Genomic DNA, 19,041 nt, shown 5'->3' with positions numbered 1-19,041 from the left:
TTGAAAGCTCACATAAAAAGGCGAATCATTCGTAATCCACCTTTTTATATAGAAATTTTCTATTTCAAAAAATTATTCCATTATAAAAATAAACCTCTATCACTTCATATACTGTTCAACTAACTGATAGCACCTTTCCCTCGTACTAGTTGCATTCGATGAAATAGTTGCTATCCCTGACAATGTTCCCTGTCCAGATTCATTCCAAGCTTCTTCCGCCTTGCGATCTCGATACGTAATCCATTCACGCTGTTTCTCTCTCAAAGTGTTCATTTCACTTGTAGAAAGTTGATTTTTCAAAACACCATAAATCTCATTTAAAGCTTGATCCCATGCATCGTATCTTCTAACTTCTCCTTCTTTCATTTCAGTTGTAATTCCGTTCTCATATAAGTAATCGAGTTTCTTCAAACTCTCCTCAATACTGTTTAGTTTAGCAATATATTCTGCCTTCTGACCGGTAATAACACTTTCTTTCTTCGGCTTCTCTTCTATTACCTTTTCTTCCTTACTATTCTCATCTTTTGTTTTATCTACCTCTACTGCCCTCGGCACAATCTGTGTAATTTGTTCATTCGCATTTTGATAATATATTTTAAACTGTTCTTTCCCTTTCGTTTCCCTAATAATTACGTTCAGTTGCTCTTTTACATCCACAAACTTCTGTTGGTTTTTCAACTCTTCTACTTTAGCAAGCATTTGCTTATATTTTTCTTCCTCATCTTTTTGATTAGATAAAGCTTCTCGTTTTTCTTTTGCTTGTTTGGCTAATATAACTGAACTAGCAGAATCATTTTCAATTTCCCTCAATAACGAAATTGCCCGGTCTATATTACTTTCCTGCAATACTTCAATCATTTTATTCGTTTGATTCATCTTCAGCCTTACTTCTCGGTCATCCTTATTTTCTTTTAATGCTAATTCAAAAGACGCGAATGCTCTATCGTATTCTTTATTTTCCAGTGCTAAATCTCCTTGTTTCTTCGCCTTATCAAATGCATCATTATTGCTACATCCGGCAACACCCAACAAAGTTATTCCTATTGTTAGTATTAGCTTTTTCATAGTATTTCCCCAGCCCCCTCACCCAAAATAAGAAGCACACATGCAATTTTATGCAATTATCGCAACTTTCCTTACTTTTTTTATAAACGAACGTTATGCATATAAAAACTATTTAAATTCGTTTTTAACGTTATTTTTAAAAGATATTAGCTTCTTTCAAAAAAAATGTTAAGAAAATCTTTGACTTCTTAATAAAAATGATGTAAATTATCCTATGGACGAACATTTTTAATCAATAAAAATAAAATATTCGTATTTTAGGGGTGTAAATGATGGAAAACGTATTTGACTATGAAGACATTCAATTAATTCCTGCAAAATGCATTGTAAATAGCCGATCTGAATGTGATACAACTGTCACTTTAGGAAAACATAAATTTAAATTACCTGTCGTACCTGCAAATATGCAAACGATTATCGATGAAAGAATCGCAACTTATTTAGCTGAAAATAATTACTTCTATATCATGCATCGTTTCCAACCAGAGAAACGAATTTCATTCATTAGAGATATGCAATCACGTGGATTAATTGCTTCAATTAGCGTTGGTGTTAAAGAAGACGAGTACGAATTCGTACAACAATTAGCTGCTGAGCAACTTTCACCTGAATACATTACAATCGATATCGCACATGGTCACTCTAATGCTGTGATCAACATGATTCAACATATTAAAAAACATTTACCAGAAAGCTTCGTTATCGCTGGAAACGTTGGAACTCCAGAAGCGGTAAGAGAATTAGAAAACGCTGGTGCTGATGCAACAAAAGTTGGTATTGGACCTGGCAAAGTTTGTATTACTAAAATTAAAACAGGCTTTGGAACTGGCGGTTGGCAGCTAGCTGCACTTCGCTGGTGTGCAAAAGCTGCAAGTAAGCCAATTATCGCTGACGGTGGTATTCGTACACATGGCGACGTAGCTAAATCAATTCGATTTGGAGCAACTATGGTTATGGTCGGTTCTCTATTCGCTGGTCATGAAGAATCTCCAGGGGAAACAATCGAAAAAGATGGCAAACTTTATAAAGAGTACTTCGGCTCAGCTTCTGAATTCCAAAAAGGTGAGAAGAAAAACGTTGAAGGTAAGAAAATGTTCGTTGAGCATAAAGGTTCTTTAGAAGACACTTTAATCGAAATGGAACAAGATCTTCAATCCTCTATTTCTTACGCTGGTGGAACAAAATTAGATGCAATTCGTACTGTAGATTATGTAGTCGTGAAAAACTCTATTTTCAACGGCGATAAAGTATATTAATTCTTAAATTTAAAAAGAAGGACAAGCATTTTTTATGCTTGTCCTTCTTTTTCATGTATAAAAATGTAAAATATTTTCATTTCACTGAATTTTCTAGTATTATATTTTTAGATACTTAAAATAAGGGGGATACATTAAATGAAACATGTAATTGAGAAACGCCTTATTCGCGCGGAAGTTCCTACTGAACTAACATGGGATCTTTCTGATTTGTATAAGTCTGATGATGAATGGCACACTGCACTAAATGTATTAGAAAATGATATAAAAAGACTCGATGCATTTAAAGGACAATTACACACTAGCCCCGCTACCTTATTAAATTGCCTGCTTTTAGAAGAAGAGCTTTTAATGAAGTTAACAAAACTCGGCACATATGCAAATTTAAAAGATTCCGCTGATCGTACAGATCCAGTTATTCAAGCGAACTCTTCCAAAATTTCCGCTTTAGGAACGAAAGTACATACTGCACTATCCTTTATTCATAACGAAATCCTCTCATTTGAAGAAGGAACAATTGAAAAATATTTAACTGAGGAAACAAAACTCGAACCTTTCCGTAAATCATTACTAGAGGTACTCAAAAACAGGCAGCATACTCTCTCTCCTGAAACAGAAGAAGCTCTTGCTGCACTCGGTGAAGTTCATAGTTCCCCCTACAAAATTTACGGCATGACTAAATTAGCCGATATGGATTTCTCTTCTATACAAGATGAACAAGGAAATGATTTGCCTGTATCGTTTGCATTATTTGAAAGCAAATATGAATTTTCTCCAAGCGCATATATACGTAGAGAAGCATATTCATCATTTGTTTCCACATTGAAACGATATAAGAATACAGTTGCAACTACATATGCTACTGAAGTAAAAAAACAAGTGACACTTTCTCGTTTACGCAAGTACGAGTCCGTTACCCATATGCTTTTAGAACCTCAAAAAGTTCCACTTGAAATGTATAACAATCAACTAGATATTATTTATAACGAGTTAGCGCCTCATATGCGCCGTTTTGCAGATTTAAAAAAGAAAGTATTAGGGCTTGACCAAATGCTTTTCTGTGACTTACACGCACCTTTAGATCCTGAATTTAATCCGACAATCACATACGAAGAAGCTGGTAAATTAATTCAAGAATCTTTAAAAGTATTAGGACCTGAATATAGTACTATTATCGAAAAAGGATTTAAAGAGAGATGGGTAGACCTTGCAGATAACGTAGGAAAATCAACAGGTGCCTTCTGCTCTAGTCCATACGGTTCTCACCCATATATTTTAATTACATGGCAGGGTACGATGCGCGGATGTTTCACATTAGCTCATGAATTTGGACATGCTGGCCATTTTTATTTAGCAAATAAAAATCAGCGTATTATGAATGTACGCCCATCTATGTACTTTATTGAAGCACCATCAACGATGAATGAATTACTATTAGCCCAGCATTTACTAGCGACTACTGAAGATAAGAGAATGCGCAGATGGGTTATTCTGCAACTACTTGGCACATATTATCATAACTTTGTTACTCACTTACTTGAGGGTGAATATCAACGTAGAGTATATACTCTAGCAGAAGAAGGACATGCACTTACAGCTACAAATTTAACCGAAATAAAAACAAATGTCCTTTCTACATTCTGGGGAGATTCTGTAGAAATTGATGAAGGTGCCGGCTTAACTTGGATGCGTCAACCTCATTATTATATGGGATTATATTCTTACACATATTCCGCAGGTCTCACTGCATCTACCGCAGTAGCCCAAATGATTAAAGAAGAAGGGCAACCTGCCGTTAATCGCTGGTTAGATGTACTTCGCGCTGGTGGTACGATGAAACCACTCGAATTAATGAAACACGCCGGAGTAGATATGTCAAAACCAGATGCAATCCGTAAAGCTGTTTCTTACGTTGGTTCCTTAATTGATGAATTAGAGCGTTCTTATCAAGAATAAAAATAAGCCCTCACTTTATGAGGGCTTATCCTATGTTTACTTTCCAAACCTTTTACGGTATCCACATTTTCTACAAAGTTCTTCAACCGCAACCCTTTTCGAAAATCCGTCTACAATATTTTGTGCCCTTTCACCTTCTATAATGTTAGAAAATGAATCATCATTAATATTTCCAAGATTAATAATGCCTTCACCGTCTAAACAACAAGGTATAACCGCTCCATTTGCTAAAATACCAGCTTGATTTCGAAGACCATGACAGAAACCTTTTCCATCATCCTCTTCTTCATGTAATGCTGGCCACTGGAATTCATAATCTTGATTAATAAAGACACGTTCCGCAATTTTTATGCCTTTTCCTGGTGTAAGCTTCTCTTCAATTTGATAGGATAGATCAAACTCATTTTCAATTATGGATAATAAATCCCTATTTTTCTGGATTTCAGCATTTGTTTTATTATCCTGAGTTAAATTCCATAATCTTAGTGAGACGATTAAATCCGATTGACTCGTTGCCTCTCTAATGAATGAAAGTATACTTCTTACATAGCCCTCTTTATCTTGCGAACCTGGGTGTCCATCAAAACTGTGCAGGGAAAAATTCATCTGTCTTAACGCAGGCTTATTTAACAGTCTATGCCTTCTCTTGTTAATTAACGTTCCGTTCGTTGTAATATTAACTTTAAACCCTTTTTCATGGCTTAAATCTAACAGTTGATCTATTTTCGGATGGAGCAATGGCTCACCCTTCACGTGCAAATAAATGTAGTCTGTATGAGGTTTAATTTGGTCTAATCTTTTAGCAAAATCCTCCACAGAAATGAATTGCTTCTGCCTTTCCGTCGGCGGACAAAAGCTGCACGCAAGATTACATACACTCGTAATCTCCAAGTAAAACTTCTTAAACTTCTTCACCTTTAATTCCTCACTTCTCTGACTACTTATACTTTTTCCTCTTCATATTACAGCATATTTTTTTAGAAATAGAAACATACTTATTTTAGGAAATCTACATACCATCTATTAATGTTTAAAAGACCATCGGTGATTTTTGTCCAATGGTCTTTTTTACTCTTTATATACAAATGAAAAATTTATTTATGATACGGTTCACCGCGATTAATACGAAACGCTCTATACACTTGCTCAAGCAATACTAATCGCATTAATTGATGTGGTAATGTCATCTTTGAGAAAGACAGAGATTCGTTTGAACGCTTCATTACTTCTGAGCTAAGTCCAAGTGATCCACCAATTACAAACGTTACTTTACTCTTCCCATATGTAGCAAGACGATCTAGACTTGCTGCAAATTCTTCTGATGATTTTTGTTTTCCTTCTATTGCTAACGCAATAACGTGCGTATCATCAGAAATTTTATCCAGTATACGTATGCCTTCTTTTTCTTTTACAATTAACATTTCTGCTTCGCTTAAATTTTCTGGTGCCTTTTCATCTGGCAATTCAATTACTTCTACTTTTGCGTAAGAAGATAATCGTTTTAAGTATTCTGCTATACCTTGTTTTAAGTATTTTTCTTTTAATTTTCCGATTGAAATAATCGAGATATTCACATCTATTCCCCACCTTACAAACACGTTATCCACAGCACTTATCCACATATCCACAAATGTTACCCACATATTGTGTGAGAATCTGTGTTCGATACAACATATGTCGCCTCATTTTGACAAAATTCACATGTTTTTTTCTTTTCTTCAGAGTTATCCACATTGTTAATAACCGGTGCAACTTCACACTCATCCACAATGATATCTAATGCTAATTCAACATGTTCTAAACAACAAGGTAAATTCATATTCTTCACCTCACTTTTCTACAATAGAAAACAGGAGGTAGGCCCTCCTGTTTTTAATACTTTTGAATGCCTAATTTCACCGTTGTTGTCGCTCGTTTTGTACCACGATAAAACGTAAGAGTCATTTTATCATTAATTTTTTTATTATATAAGGCCGTGCGGAACCCAATAATATCATGCACCGCTTTTCCATCTACCGCCACAATAACATCGTGTTCTCTAAGACCAGCATCCGTACCTGGCGAAGGACTTTTCACATCTAAAATGCAGACTCCTTCTGTTACGTTACCTGGTAATTGTAACGTTTTTGACCAATAGTAACTCGGAATCTCATTTAATGATCTTAGTTCAATCCCAACATAAGGTCTTCTTACTTTACCGTACTTTTCTAACTCATTCATAATAGGAACAGCTCTCGTAACTGGAATAGCTAATCCAATTCCTTCTACTTCTTTTGCTGCAATTTTCATTGAGTTAATACCTATTAATTGTCCCGCTACATTTACAAGCGCCCCACCACTATTACCTGGATTAATTGCCGCATCTGTTTGCAATACTTCTACTTGCCAATCGTAATGTCCATCTTGATCTAAATCTACAGGAACAATACGCTCATTAGCCGAAATAATACCCTGTGTGACAGTTCCGGAAAATTGTAGCCCCAGTGGATTTCCAATCGCAATAACTGGTTCTCCTCTACGAACGGTATTAGAGTCCCCAATTTCAATCACTTTCTTCACATGCTTTGCATCTATTTCTAATACCGCCAAGTCTGTGACTACATCGGTTCCTAATACTTTACCTGGAATTTTCTTACCGTCACTTAAGCTCACTTCAATACGATTCGCCCCAGCAACAACGTGGTTATTCGTTACAATATACGCATGTCCATCTGTTTTCTTATAAATCACACCAGAACCTGTACCAGCTTCCGAATCAGCCTCTGAAAAATCGTCTCGTTGAATGTTAATAACACCAACAACAGCCTCTGAAGCACGATCAACAGCGTCTACAAAGCTAATCTGTTTAACAGGACCATTTCCACTTTGAGCTTCAGCCATATTTTTTTCACTTGCTTCAGCTTGCGGAAGCTTACCTGCATGATTTGAAAATAAAGGAGCTCCAAATGCAAATAATGAAGCCCCTACAATTGTTCCCGCTATGCTAGAAATGACAATACCTTTATGTTTCTTTTTACCTGCTCGTTTAATACGATATTTTTCTTCATCAATAAAGGACATATTTGTTCACCTATCTTCCTGAAAACAACTATATTCACCTTTATTGTTTACTAAAATGAAGAATTATACGTATTGAATTTTCGTAGGCATTTTTGGATCTGTATCATGTATTTCAAAGGATTCTCCAACCCCAAAACCTTTTTCTTCTAATACTTGTGATACAGACATACGCGCTAATTCTTTCATGTTATTATCTAAACTTAAATGCGCTAAATAAATGTGTTTTGTCTCGTCTGTAATAACATCCGCCATCGCTAATGCAGCATCCTCATTACAAACATGGCCAACGTCGCTTAATATACGTCGTTTAATGCTCCATGGGTAGCGCCCCATACGAAGCATTTCCACATCATGATTACTTTCAAATACGAAAGCATTCGCCCCTTTAATAACACCTTTCATACGGTCACTTACGTAGCCCGTATCTGTAATAAGAGCTAACTTTCTATTATTGTTATGAAAAGCATAAAACATCGGTTCCGCTGCATCATGAGAAACACCAAATGATTCAACTTCAATATCTCCAAATGTTTTCACGTCTCCTACTGAGAAAATGAATTTTTGATCAGTTGGGATATTACCTATTAAATGTTCCATTGCATTCCATGTTTTCTCGTTCGCATAAACAGGTAAATCATATTTACGCGCCAATACACCTAATCCTTTAATGTGGTCACTATGCTCATGTGTTACAAGAATACCTGATATGTCATTTATATTCAGTTCAGCTTGCTTAAATAAGGACTCTGTAGCTTTACCACTTAAACCTGCATCGACGAGCAGTTTTTTTTCATCTGTTCCTACATATAGCATATTCCCTGTACTTCCACTTGCAAGTACACTAAAGTGCATACTCATTCTTTCTCACTCCATTATGTTCTTCCGGCACTTGAGTTTCCCCTAATTCCATAACTTGTCCTTCAATTGCATTCACAAAATAGTCCTTTTTCTGCTCTGTCTTTAAGTTCCACGTTGGAGCAAGCACTTGTATATTAGAAGAAGATTCAGCTAGAGTCGCATATCCAATCTGCGCCTCTTTCACGTGCGTATTTTCTGCAATTTTATTTTTTACATATATATTTTCTAAAGCTGTTTGAGCAGTGATAATTTCTTGTTCTTTCGTTTTTTCACTTTCGCCCATTTCCTTCAAATCCGTTAACATTGTTTGTGTATACGAAACAAGCTCATTTTTTTCATTCAAATCTACAACAATCATTGCACGATTGTTGTAGAAAATCGGCTTATCCTTATACTTTTGAAAGAAATAAATTTTTGAATCTTTCATTGCCCCAAACTCGTACTTCTGTCCATCAAGCACGTAGTTTTTCAAAAAATCATTATACTTATCTTTTGACGATGATTTCGTATTTAAAAAAGGCTCTTTTAATTTACTTTCTATTTGGTATTCGTTTTGTAGGTGCACTGTCTGGTTTTTTAAAGACTGCACATCATCTTCCCTGAAAACCTTATTTTTTGCCATTATAAATGACTCTTTTTTCGGTTCTTTAGGAAAATTCCCCATAGTAATCTTTCCAGCCTTTAATTGTTGATCAATTTTTGTTTCTGTTATAAGTTCCAATTGATTACTATCTTGCTTTTGAATGAACTGAAAGATAAGAAAGAGGTCTAAAACAAAAAAGGTCACAATAAATATGGTTTTAATTCGATCCCAATCCATTTAGTCCCCCCTCACTCCATTCAAATATTTGTTGCTTACCATTTTCTTCACATTTTACATACCATATCGGCTGTAAGACAGCGATTCTCCCATCATTGATGGAAGGTTCCAATGACATTTTATAGCCAATACCAACATCCTGAATTGATTTTTTATCAATTTCTGGATTATTCTCTAGTGATGTCATCACTGTATGTCCTGATGCAAGAGAAGTTGTTTGTTGTTTACTAGGCAAAGTAATACTGAACTCAAAAAAGGGTCTTTCATACTGCATAATTTCACCTGAACTCCATACTTGTTTTAATTCTGCTATTCCATTTGCATTAAATACAGGCAAACCATCCTCATATAGACGGAATGAAGTTTTCCTCCCATTAATATAATCAAAACGATAGGACTTCAAGGATCCACTATGCCCACTTACAAAGTCAAAACTTTTTTGTAAAATTACCGCATTATCCGTAGGTTTATCACCATGTACAGCGGAATTTTTATATTTCAACATTGCATCCGACTTATCAATTTCCATAGAACGGATGCCATCCGTAAATGTTTCCTTTGTTTTCTCAGAAATAGGACTTAAATAACGTGGATCACTAAATAAAGCATTTTTAAATGGATCCACTTCTAGTTTAGCCGTAATATACTCTGCCTTACTTAACTCCGTAATCCCCTCTGGTAAAAAAAGTTTTTTTGTATCATTTATTTGATACTCAAAATATGGTTTTGCTACTGTTATAATTTGATTTTGAGCATTTATAATATCCTTTATATAAGCACCGCTCAATGTTGCTTGATATATTTTATGAGGAGTATCATAGGAAACAAAGCTAACTTTAATTTCTTGGTCCTTACTTCGAGAAGGATCAATTATAATACGATTAAAACTTCTGTTACTTTCCATGTTTTTATCTTTAATATTAAACATATCTTTAATCGTATCTAATGGGATATTTGTAGGAAAAACAAATTCAATTTTTTCTTCTCCGTGTACATAAGACAGAAAATCACCTTTAGGAATTGTCCCCGTTATTTCCACAAAACCATGTAATTCTCCATTTTCAAGAATTTTATAGATTGAATCCACATTTGCCTTCTTTTCGCTTACATAATGATTTTTCTCCTTATGAATAACGACAGAGGATGGGCGAACAACCTCCGAAATCTTTATCGGATTTATATCTTCGTTACCTTGAACGAACTTTGTATTTTGCATAGAAGTAGAATCAGGAACATATGTCCATAAGTTAAAAGTAAGAAATAGACTTATGACAACCAAATTGATTAGCACTATTGTTTTAAAGTTTTCCATACTCATTCCCAATCGTCCTCTTCATCTGTCGCCATTGGCAATGTGAAATAAATAGTTGTCCCTTTTCCTTCCTCACTTTTCGCCCAAATCGAGCCGCCATGTGCCTCAATCATTTCTTTCGCAATAGCTAACCCAAGACCTGTACCACCCATTTGTCTCGAACGCGCTTTATCTACACGATAAAAACGTTCAAATATTTTATCTACATTTTCTTTCGGAATTCCCATTCCTTGATCACTCACACTAATCTCTAATAACTCCCCGCGGTCACGCAAGCGATATGTTACTGTACCGCCTTCTGGCGAATATTTTAGTGCATTGGAAATAATGTTATATAAAACTTGTGTAATTTTGTCTGTATCCATATCAATAAATCGAGATTTTTTAGAGAAAGATCGTTTGAAGCTTACATTTTGCTCTTTAGACATTTCAAAGCGATCGATAACGTTATTAAAGAAGTCAGTAAAGTCGACCCATTCCTTCATTAAGCGATGTTCTGTACTATCTAGTTTAGATAGTTGTAACAATGCATTTACAAGCCTGATCATTCTTTCCGTTTCCTCTTGTGTAACCGTTAAAAATTGTGGTGCAATATTTGGATCTTGCCATGCTCCATCAGTAAGTGCTTCTAAGTAACTGCGCATCGTTGTTAACGGCGTTCTTAACTCATGAGATACGTTCGCAACAAACTCACGGCGCTCTTGTTCTATCCGCTCCTGCTCTGTTACATCATATAATACAGCAATTAAACCATTTGCCTTCCCTGTTTCTTTTTGAATAACAGAGAAACTAGCACGTAAAATATATGGTTCATTTCTCGTACTAAAATCTAATAAAACTGAATCAGGTTCTTCATATAAATGATCCAGTGTAAATTCTTCTTGTATCCCTAGCACTTCTAAGACTGATTGATCTAGCGCCGTTTCACGCGAAACATTTAACATTTTTTCCGCAGGATCATTTAATAAAATGATGTCGCCTTTTCGATCAGTAGCAATTACTCCATCTGTCATATGTGATAAAACAGATGATAATTTGCGTCTCTCACTCTCTGTTGAAGAACGGGCTTGTTGTAATTTTTTTGATAAATTATTGAAAGATAATGCTAGTTGTCCAATTTCATCATGGCTATGCACTTTTACTTTTCTCGAATAGTTTCCTTTTGCCATTTCAATTGCTTGTCTCCGCATATCTGAAATTGGTCTCGTAATTGTTTGAGCCAACAAAATCCCAAGTACAGCTGTTACTAATAAAGCAATTACTGTCCCCGTTGCGAAAATTTGGTTGATGTCTTTCATTTGTTTATACACATCTTCCATAGATGCAACGATATGAATGACGCCAAGTACCTCTCCGCCCGGCTCTTTTAGAATAGGAGTAATCATAACTTGAACTCGATGACCTGTATTTCCATCTTTCTCAACTTTTGACTCTGGTTTCTTTTGTACCATTACCCGTTGTACAGCTGTATCTGCTGACGTTCGTCCTACCTTATTTTGCTTAGACGCATCTGAAATTGCCATTAATTTTTTAGTAGCATCAATTACACTTACTTCTTGAATATCTTTCTTACGATCTGATGCAAATTTTTGAATCGAATCATTAATAGCTTTATCTACTGATTCTGTTTTAGGACGTTCTTTTACAAACTCTTGCTTCAAGTTATAAGAAAGTAAGTTTGTTTGCTGCGTTAAGGAATCTTGAAAGCCTTTTACAAGGCTTTTTTCTAATTCCCTGACGAAATATACACCAATTACTTGCATTGCTATTAATATTAACAGCATATATATGAGCACAAATTTTAAATGAATAGATTGAAAAAAACCAACTTTCTTCATATACTATTCCTGTTCTGGGTCACGCAAGTAATACCCTACTCCACGTCTAGTTACAATTAAAGTAGGATGACTTGGATTATCTTCAATTTTTTCGCGTAAACGACGTACTGTTACGTCTACTGTACGTACATCTCCAAAATAATCATAACCCCAAACTGTTTGTAATAAATGTTCACGAGTCATAACTTGCCCTAAATGCTTCGCTAAATAATGTAGTAATTCAAATTCACGATGTGTAAGCTCAATGCTTTCTTCACGCTTCGTTACACTATAAGCGTTCGAATTAATAACGATTGGTCCAATAACCATTTCAGTATTTTCTTCTTTCTCTGCAGCACCGCCCTGCTGATGGCGACGTAAATTCGCTTTCACACGAGCAAGCAACTCCCTCGTACTAAATGGCTTCGTTACATAATCATCTGCCCCAAGCTCAAGCCCTAATACTTTATCAATTTCAGAGTCTTTTGCTGTAAGCATAATAATTGGCATTTCTGAGCTTTTACGTATTTCACGACATACCTCTAAACCGTCTTTTCCCGGTAACATAATATCTAATAAAACCATATCTGGCTGTTCTTCATTTGCCTTTTCAATCGCCTCATCACCATCATGCGCCATTACAATTTCAAAACCTTCTTTTTCTAGGTTGAACTTCAAAATATCCGCAATCGGCTTTTCATCATCAACTACTAAAATTTTCTTTCCCATCATCGTCTATTTCCTCCTTATAAAAATATGATCAATAATCCTCAAACATATTGGTGTTTCTATAGTATGTTCCTATATGACAACAATCTTAGTCTAAGTATTTCTCCTCTATTCTCATAGACTCATGTATCATCCACTTTTACACGGAATCCTATACGATCTATAGAAAAACCTCTAGCTTCAACTGCTAGAGGCTCCTCATTCTATTGTAAAATAACTACCCACTTTTGTAAAACTGGACAAAATAAAAAGGATATTAAGTGGGCCCACTTAATATCCTGAGAGTGGCTCGGGACGGAATCGAACCGCCGACACGAGGATTTTCAGTCCTCTGCTCTACCGACTGAGCTACCGAGCCAAAACTATATATAAAACCACTAATGGTGGTATAAACAAAAGTGGCGGTCCCGACCGGGGTCGAACCGGCGATCTCCTGCGTGACAGGCAGGCATGTTAACCACTACACCACGGGACCAAAAATGAACATAAAAAAACATGACCCGTACGGGATTCGAACCCGTGTTACCGCCGTGAAAGGGCGGTGTCTTAACCACTTGACCAACGGGCCACGAAAAATAAAATGGTGAGCCATGAAGGATTCGAACCTTCGACCCTCTGATTAAAAGTCAGATGCTCTACCAACTGAGCTAATGGCTCATACTCACCAACGTCATATTTTCGTGACGACAAGACATATCATAACATGTTATCTTTTGTTTTTGCAATACCTTTTTTATTTTTTTATAAAAGATAAGAAAAAACTCATGAAAACATGAGTTTTTTCTTAAAAAAATCAATTTTTTATATCAATTAAGCTTCGTATACATTACGAACGATATTTGTTTGATTACGATCTGGTCCAACTGAGAACATAGATAATTGGATTCCTGTTAATTCAGAAACACGTTCTACGTATTTTCGTGCATTTTCAGGAAGCTCGTCTAATGATTTTACACCAGTAATATCTTCTTCCCAACCTGGAAGCTCTTCGTATACAGGCTCACATTTCGCTAAAATGTTTAAGTTAGCTGGAACTTCATCGATAACTTCGCCATTGTATTTGTAAGCAACACAAATTTTAAGAGTTGGGATACCTGTTAATACATCGATAGAGTTTAATGATAAGTCTGTTAAACCACTAACACGACGTGCATGTCTTACAACAACGCTATCGAACCAACCTACGCGGCGTGGACGACCAGTTGTCGTTCCGTATTCACGACCAACTTCACGAATTTGGTGACCAATTTCATCATGAAGCTCAGTAGGGAATGGACCATCACCTACGCGGCTTGTATATGCTTTACATACACCTACAACGCGAGTAACTTTCGCAGGACCAACTCCAGTTCCAACAGTTACACCACCAGCAATTGGGTTAGAAGATGTAACGAATGGGTACGTACCGTGGTCAATATCAAGCATAACACCTTGTGCACCTTCAAATAATACACGATGATTGTTATCTAGTGCATCATTTAATACGACAGATGTATCGCATACATACTGTGCGATTTGTTGTCCGTATTCGAAGTACTCTTCAAAGATTTCTTCTACGCTGAAACCTTCTGTGTCGTACATTTTTTCAAATAAACGATTTTTTTCCACTAAATTGCGCTCAAGCTTCTCTTTAAATGCTTCACGGTCTAAAAGATCAGCCATACGGATACCAATACGAGCAGCTTTATCCATATATGCAGGACCGATACCTTTTTTCGTTGTACCGATCTTGTTATCACCTTTACTCGCTTCTTCTAACTCATCTTGTTTTAAGTGATAAGGTAAAATAACGTGCGCACGGTTACTTACACGTAAATTATCAGTACTTACACCACGATCGTGTAAGTATTTTAACTCTTCAAGTAATGCTTTCGGATCTACTACTAAGCCGTTTCCGATTACACAAATTTTCTCTTTATAGAAAATACCAGATGGAATTAAGTGTAATTTATATTTAACTCCGCCGAAAACAATTGTATGTCCCGCGTTATTTCCACCTTGATATCTTGCAACTACTTCCGCATGCTCAGAAAGAAAATCAGTGATTTTACCTTTTCCTTCGTCGCCCCATTGTGTTCCTACAACTACTACTGAAGACATTATTAAAGCACCTCCGCAATTTTCAAACGATCTATTCAAACAATATAATTGTACCAAAACCGAAAAAGAAGTCAACCAAAAAGCGAACATTTTTTTACTAAAATTCATTTTCGTTCGTAAGAATTATATTTTCACATTATGAAAGCCTTATCTTTCCTATATAAAAAAAGAAACACATCTTATTATAAGAAATGTGTTTCTTTTTTATACTGCCTTTATGCCCCATCCTCAAAGCGTCGTTCTAAATTGACGAATTTATTAAATTCCTTAACAAATGCAAGCTCTACTGAACCTACCGGACCATTACGCTGTTTTGCAATGATAATTTCAATCGTATTTTTATTTTCCGTTTCTCGGTCATAGTAATCTTCACGATATAGGAAGGCTACAATATCAGCATCCTGCTCGATACTTCCCGATTCACGAATGTCAGACATCATCGGACGTTTATCTTGACGAGATTCTACACCACGAGATAACTGCGACAAGGCGATAACAGGTACTTGCAATTCACGTGCAATCCCTTTTAATGTACGAGAAATCTCAGATACTTCCTGCTGACGGTTTTCTCCTGATTTCCCACTTCCTTGAATAAGCTGTAAATAGTCAATCAAAACCATCCCAAGACCTTGCTCTTGCTTTAATCTACGACATTTTGCTCGAATCTCATTTACTTTAATCCCTGGTGTATCATCAATATATATACCAGCATTAGAAAGGCTACCCATCGCCATTGTTAATTTCGCCCAATCATCAGAAGTTAATGAACCGGTACGAAGTCTTTGCGCATCAATATTTCCTTCTGCACAGAGCATACGCATAACAAGCTGATCAGAGCCCATCTCTAGACTGAAGATCGCTACATTTTCATCCGTTTTTGTCGCTACGTTTTGTGCGATATTTAATGAAAATGCAGTTTTTCCTACCGATGGACGCGCCGCCACGATGATTAAATCATTTCGCTGGAAACCTGCGGTCATCTTATCTAATTCAGTAAATCCAGTTGGTATTCCCGTAACTTCACCTTTTTGATTATGCAAAAGTTCAATTTTATCATAAGCATCTACAAGAACATCTTTAATGTTCTGAAATGCTTTTGCATTTGTTTGATGAGATACTTCTAATATTTTTTTCTCAGCCTCATTTAAAAGGCCGTCCACATCATCTTCTCTCTCGTATCCATCCGATACAATATGAGTCGCCGTTCGAATTAAACGACGTAAAAGCGCCTTTTCAGCGATGATGCGTGCATAATATTCTACGTTAGCAGCTGTTGGAACAACTTCTGCTAACTCTGCTAGATAAGAAACCCCACCAACTTCTTCTAGTAATCCTTGATCAGCCATCGCTGATGTCATTATTACTAAATCAATTGGTTCTCCCTTATCAGACAACCCAAGCATGACTTCAAAAATCTTTTGATGTTTCGTTCGATAAAATGAGTCAGGTACCAATAGTTCCGATGCTGACGTTAACGCATCCTGATCAATTAATATGGCACCTAAGACTGCCTGCTCAGCTTCTATATTATGCGGAGGGGTACGATCAGCCATTACATCACTCATGCGCAATCCTCCTTGCTTAATTTATTTTTATTGTTCACTAACATGAACTTTTACTGTTGCTGTTACTTGCGGATGCAATTTCACAGTGACGTTTGTATAACCTAATGCACGGATTGCATCATCCATTTCAAATTTACGTTTATCAAGTTTAATCTTGTGTGACTTTTGCATTACATCTACAATTTGTTTACTCGTGATAGAACCAAATAAGCGACCACCTTCTCCAGATTTCGCCTTTACTTCTACAGTTAATTTCTCTAATGTTTCTTTCAGCTCTTTTGCATTCTCAACTTCTGCCGCTGCGTCTTTTTCTTCTTTGCGCTTTTGAGCATCTAAAATTTTCATACTGCTGTTTGTCGCTTCGGCAGCTAACCCTTGTTTTAGTAAGAAATTATTTGCATAACCGTCTGGTACGTTTTTTATTTCTCCTTTTTTACCTTTACCTTTTACGTCTTTTAGAAAAATTACTTTCATGATTGTGTGCCTCCCTGTAAATAGTCATCAATAACAAATCGAAGCTTCTCCTCCGCTTCATCTACTGTAACATTTTTCATTTGTGTGGCTGCATTTGTTAAGTGCCCGCCACCTCCTAAATTCTCCATAATTAGCTGTACATTCAATTCACCTAAAGATCTACCACTAATTCCAATGAAATTTTCCCCACGTTTTGCAATAACAAACGATGCAATGATACCTGTCATTGTCAATAATGTGTCTGCTGATTGTGCAATAAGTACTTGGTCATAATATTCATCACCATCAACTTTAGCAATCGCAATTCCATTTTTATAAATGTACGCATTTTTAATGGCTTTTGCAACTCGTAAATACTGACCCATATCTTCTTTTAAAAGTTCTTGTACAAGTACAGTGTCTGCGCCATGCGAGCGTAAATAAGAAGCGGCATCAAATGTGCGAGCGCCTGTACGGAATGTAAAACTTTTCGTATCAACAATAATACCAGCTAACAATGCCGTTGCTTCTAACATTGTCATCTTTAAATTTTTCGGTTGATACTCAAGTAATTCTGTAACAAGCTCTGCCGTTGAAGAAGCGTATGGCTCCATATAAACAAGCAATGGATCTTCAATGAAATCTTCCCCGCGGCGATGATGGTCAATAACCACTACATTTTCAATCTTATGTAACAGTTTTTCCTCCATCACCATTGAAGGTTTATGCGTGTCAACAACAACAAGTAATGAATCATCATTTGCAAATTCCATCGCTTGCCCTGGTGAAATAAAATGTGACCATAACTCTTCATTTTGTTTCACTTTATCCATCAAACGTTTGATTCCTTTATCAGAATCATTTTCATCTAATACAATATATCCTTTGCGCTCATTTAATTGAGCTACCTTTAAAATACCAATCGCTGCACCAATAGCATCCATATCAGGGGCTCTATGCCCCATTATAATGACATTACTGCTTTCTAATACTAAATCCTTTAATGCATGTGAAATAACTCTAGCACGTACACGAGTACGCTTTTCGACCGGATTCGTCTTACCACCGTAAAACTTAACTTTACCCGTTGCTTGTTTAATAGCTACTTGGTCTCCTCCTCGTCCTAACGCAAGGTCTAAACCAGATTGAGCCATCGCTCCAAGCTCCGATAAAGGTAAATCACCTGAGCCAACACCAACACTTAATGTAAGTGGGATATTCCTTTTTGATGTTTCTTCACGCACTTGATCCAAAATACTAAATTTCCCTTTCTCCATTTGCGCTAAAATACTTTCATTTAGTACAACGAAGAATCTTTCTGAAGATGCACGTTTCAAATATGCACCATACTTAACGGCCCATTCATTTAGACGTGACGTCACAAGACTTGTTATATTCGTACGTAATTGATCATCTAACCCTTGTGTAACTTCATCGTAATTATCTAAATAAATAACAGCTAAAACAGTACGCTGATCCTCATACATTTTTTCAATCTCTGTTTGCTCAGTTACATCAAAAAAATAAATTAGTTTTTCTTCTTTCCTTACAAACACACGGAACTTTCGACTATTTAAAGATACTATATCGTCAGAAGTCTCTCCTTTAATAAAAAGGAGTAATGTTTCTGATACATCGTACAGATGCCACCCAGCTAATGCATGTTGCCCCAAACATGAAGACAAGTAAGGATTTGCCCAATCAATCCCATACTCCTTATTGTATAACAATATACCTATTGGCATCTGGTTGAATGCTTCGTTACTCACTTTTTTTACCCTAGTAATCATATCTGTCGTATACTTTTCAAAATTCCTTTGAAAGTTAAGTTCAAATCGTATAACTAAAAAGAAAACGATGCTAAAAATAAAAAAGGCGGCTATCCCCATAATTAAGTGAAAATAACAAAGAATCGAGATTAGCACCAACACAAAAAATGCCAATACGTAAACAGGATATAAAAACCACTGTTTCTTATAAAATTCAGGCATGTATACAACTCCTATAACGTAAAACCAACTCAATTTCTAGTTAGTTAAACAGATTAAAC

General features: G+C 36.1%; 16 protein-coding genes and 4 tRNA genes. 2 read left to right on the top strand and 18 right to left on the bottom strand.

The features are described from left to right. Positions 1-99: 99 nt before the first annotated feature. Complete coding sequence (locus QCI75_RS00200; RefSeq protein WP_353759798.1) at positions 100-1,065, bottom strand: lysozyme inhibitor LprI family protein; 966 nt, start codon at positions 1,063-1,065, stop codon at positions 100-102. 272 nt (positions 1,066-1,337) lie between these two features. Between QCI75_RS00200 and guaC the strand changes: the two genes are divergently transcribed. Next, positions 1,338-2,321 (top strand): GMP reductase, encoded by a 984-nt coding sequence (gene guaC, locus QCI75_RS00195; RefSeq protein WP_002068771.1) that lies wholly within the window; start codon positions 1,338-1,340, stop codon positions 2,319-2,321. 138 nt (positions 2,322-2,459) lie between these two features. After that, on the top strand, positions 2,460-4,277 hold the full coding sequence (pepF, locus tag QCI75_RS00190) for an oligoendopeptidase F (protein ID WP_353759797.1): 1,818 nt from the start codon (positions 2,460-2,462) through the stop codon (positions 4,275-4,277). A 36-nt stretch (positions 4,278-4,313) separates the two neighbouring features. On the opposite strand, the gene QCI75_RS00185 is transcribed toward pepF, so the two are convergent. The 17 genes from QCI75_RS00185 to QCI75_RS00105 form a co-directional block, all read right to left on the bottom strand. Further along, positions 4,314-5,192 carry a radical SAM/SPASM domain-containing protein gene (locus tag QCI75_RS00185; protein ID WP_002113208.1) on the bottom strand — a complete coding sequence of 293 codons (879 nt, stop codon included), beginning with the start codon at positions 5,190-5,192 and terminating at the stop codon, positions 4,314-4,316. 179 nt (positions 5,193-5,371) lie between these two features. Further along, entirely contained in the window at positions 5,372-5,851 is a 480-nt protein-coding gene (gene rlmH / locus QCI75_RS00180; protein WP_071743971.1) for a 23S rRNA (pseudouridine(1915)-N(3))-methyltransferase RlmH, read from the bottom strand. A 59-nt stretch (positions 5,852-5,910) separates the two neighbouring features. Then, positions 5,911-6,096 carry a CxxH/CxxC protein gene (locus tag QCI75_RS00175; protein ID WP_071770492.1) on the bottom strand — a complete coding sequence of 62 codons (186 nt, stop codon included), beginning with the start codon at positions 6,094-6,096 and terminating at the stop codon, positions 5,911-5,913. 53 nt (positions 6,097-6,149) lie between these two features. Next, positions 6,150-7,337, bottom strand: coding sequence for a S1C family serine protease (locus QCI75_RS00170; protein WP_353759796.1), 1,188 nt, complete (start codon positions 7,335-7,337; stop codon positions 6,150-6,152). Positions 7,338-7,400: 63 nt separating this feature from the next. Beyond that, entirely contained in the window at positions 7,401-8,195 is a 795-nt protein-coding gene (locus QCI75_RS00165) for an MBL fold metallo-hydrolase (RefSeq protein WP_098775581.1), read from the bottom strand. Beyond that, the gene (locus QCI75_RS00160; protein WP_098775580.1) at positions 8,179-9,015 is read right to left on the bottom strand and encodes a two-component system regulatory protein YycI; all 837 of its coding nucleotides are present in this window, start codon (positions 9,013-9,015) and stop codon (positions 8,179-8,181) included. Before QCI75_RS00160 ends, QCI75_RS00165 begins: the two co-directional genes overlap by 17 nt. Beyond that, positions 8,996-10,333 carry a YycH family regulatory protein gene (locus tag QCI75_RS00155; RefSeq protein WP_144506026.1) on the bottom strand — a complete coding sequence of 446 codons (1,338 nt, stop codon included), beginning with the start codon at positions 10,331-10,333 and terminating at the stop codon, positions 8,996-8,998. The genes QCI75_RS00160 and QCI75_RS00155 overlap by 20 nt, the downstream gene beginning before the upstream one ends. Continuing rightward, positions 10,330-12,165, bottom strand: a complete 1,836-nt coding sequence (gene walK, locus QCI75_RS00150) for a cell wall metabolism sensor histidine kinase WalK (protein WP_144506027.1) — start codon at positions 12,163-12,165, stop codon at positions 10,330-10,332. The genes QCI75_RS00155 and walK overlap by 4 nt, the downstream gene beginning before the upstream one ends. 3 nt (positions 12,166-12,168) lie before the next feature. Beyond that, entirely contained in the window at positions 12,169-12,876 is a 708-nt protein-coding gene (gene walR, locus QCI75_RS00145) for a cell wall metabolism DNA-binding response regulator WalR (protein ID WP_000971867.1), read from the bottom strand. 282 nt (positions 12,877-13,158) lie between these two features. Beyond that, a tRNA-Phe gene (locus tag QCI75_RS00140) sits at positions 13,159-13,231 on the bottom strand. A 41-nt stretch (positions 13,232-13,272) separates the two neighbouring features. Continuing rightward, a tRNA-Asp gene (locus QCI75_RS00135) sits at positions 13,273-13,348 on the bottom strand. A 21-nt stretch (positions 13,349-13,369) separates the two neighbouring features. Then, positions 13,370-13,441, bottom strand: a tRNA-Glu gene (locus QCI75_RS00130). 13 nt (positions 13,442-13,454) lie between these two features. After that, a tRNA-Lys gene (locus QCI75_RS00125) sits at positions 13,455-13,530 on the bottom strand. A 153-nt stretch (positions 13,531-13,683) separates the two neighbouring features. Further along, positions 13,684-14,973 (bottom strand): adenylosuccinate synthase, encoded by a 1,290-nt coding sequence (locus QCI75_RS00120; RefSeq protein WP_000100227.1) that lies wholly within the window; start codon positions 14,971-14,973, stop codon positions 13,684-13,686. 215 nt (positions 14,974-15,188) lie between these two features. Beyond that, positions 15,189-16,538, bottom strand: coding sequence for a replicative DNA helicase (gene dnaB / locus QCI75_RS00115; protein WP_001286241.1), 1,350 nt, complete (start codon positions 16,536-16,538; stop codon positions 15,189-15,191). A 27-nt stretch (positions 16,539-16,565) separates the two neighbouring features. Continuing rightward, positions 16,566-17,012: a 50S ribosomal protein L9 gene (rplI, locus tag QCI75_RS00110; RefSeq protein ID WP_002123577.1), complete on the bottom strand. Its 447-nt coding sequence runs from the start codon at positions 17,010-17,012 to the stop codon at positions 16,566-16,568. Next, positions 17,009-18,982, bottom strand: coding sequence for a DHH family phosphoesterase (locus QCI75_RS00105; protein WP_002068737.1), 1,974 nt, complete (start codon positions 18,980-18,982; stop codon positions 17,009-17,011). The genes rplI and QCI75_RS00105 overlap by 4 nt, the downstream gene beginning before the upstream one ends. Between the last annotated feature and the right edge of the window lie 59 nt (positions 18,983-19,041).

This window comes from Bacillus cereus group sp. RP43 (assembly GCF_040459645.1).
GTDB lineage: Bacteria > Bacillota > Bacilli > Bacillales > Bacillaceae_G > Bacillus_A > Bacillus_A mycoides_C.
This window is presented reverse-complemented; position numbering and strand designations above follow the sequence as displayed.

What these genes read in the sequence shown, in the direction of transcription:
- rplI (WP_002123577.1), bottom strand. Translation starts at nt 17,012, where the DNA reads ATGAAAGTAATTTTTCTAAAAGACGTAAAAGGTAAAGGTAAAAAAGGA.
- pepF (WP_353759797.1), top strand. Translation starts at nt 2,460, where the DNA reads ATGAAACATGTAATTGAGAAACGCCTTATTCGCGCGGAAGTTCCTACT.
- QCI75_RS00170 (WP_353759796.1), bottom strand. Translation starts at nt 7,337, where the DNA reads ATGTCCTTTATTGATGAAGAAAAATATCGTATTAAACGAGCAGGTAAA.
- QCI75_RS00160 (WP_098775580.1), bottom strand. Translation starts at nt 9,015, where the DNA reads ATGGATTGGGATCGAATTAAAACCATATTTATTGTGACCTTTTTTGTT.
- QCI75_RS00165 (WP_098775581.1), bottom strand. Translation starts at nt 8,195, where the DNA reads ATGAGTATGCACTTTAGTGTACTTGCAAGTGGAAGTACAGGGAATATG.
- guaC (WP_002068771.1), top strand. Translation starts at nt 1,338, where the DNA reads ATGGAAAACGTATTTGACTATGAAGACATTCAATTAATTCCTGCAAAA.
- QCI75_RS00155 (WP_144506026.1), bottom strand. Translation starts at nt 10,333, where the DNA reads ATGAGTATGGAAAACTTTAAAACAATAGTGCTAATCAATTTGGTTGTC.
- walR (WP_000971867.1), bottom strand. Translation starts at nt 12,876, where the DNA reads ATGATGGGAAAGAAAATTTTAGTAGTTGATGATGAAAAGCCGATTGCG.
- QCI75_RS00200 (WP_353759798.1), bottom strand. Translation starts at nt 1,065, where the DNA reads ATGAAAAAGCTAATACTAACAATAGGAATAACTTTGTTGGGTGTTGCC.
- dnaB (WP_001286241.1), bottom strand. Translation starts at nt 16,538, where the DNA reads ATGAGTGATGTAATGGCTGATCGTACCCCTCCGCATAATATAGAAGCT.
- QCI75_RS00120 (WP_000100227.1), bottom strand. Translation starts at nt 14,973, where the DNA reads ATGTCTTCAGTAGTAGTTGTAGGAACACAATGGGGCGACGAAGGAAAA.
- QCI75_RS00105 (WP_002068737.1), bottom strand. Translation starts at nt 18,982, where the DNA reads ATGCCTGAATTTTATAAGAAACAGTGGTTTTTATATCCTGTTTACGTA.
- QCI75_RS00175 (WP_071770492.1), bottom strand. Translation starts at nt 6,096, where the DNA reads ATGAATTTACCTTGTTGTTTAGAACATGTTGAATTAGCATTAGATATC.
- walK (WP_144506027.1), bottom strand. Translation starts at nt 12,165, where the DNA reads ATGAAGAAAGTTGGTTTTTTTCAATCTATTCATTTAAAATTTGTGCTC.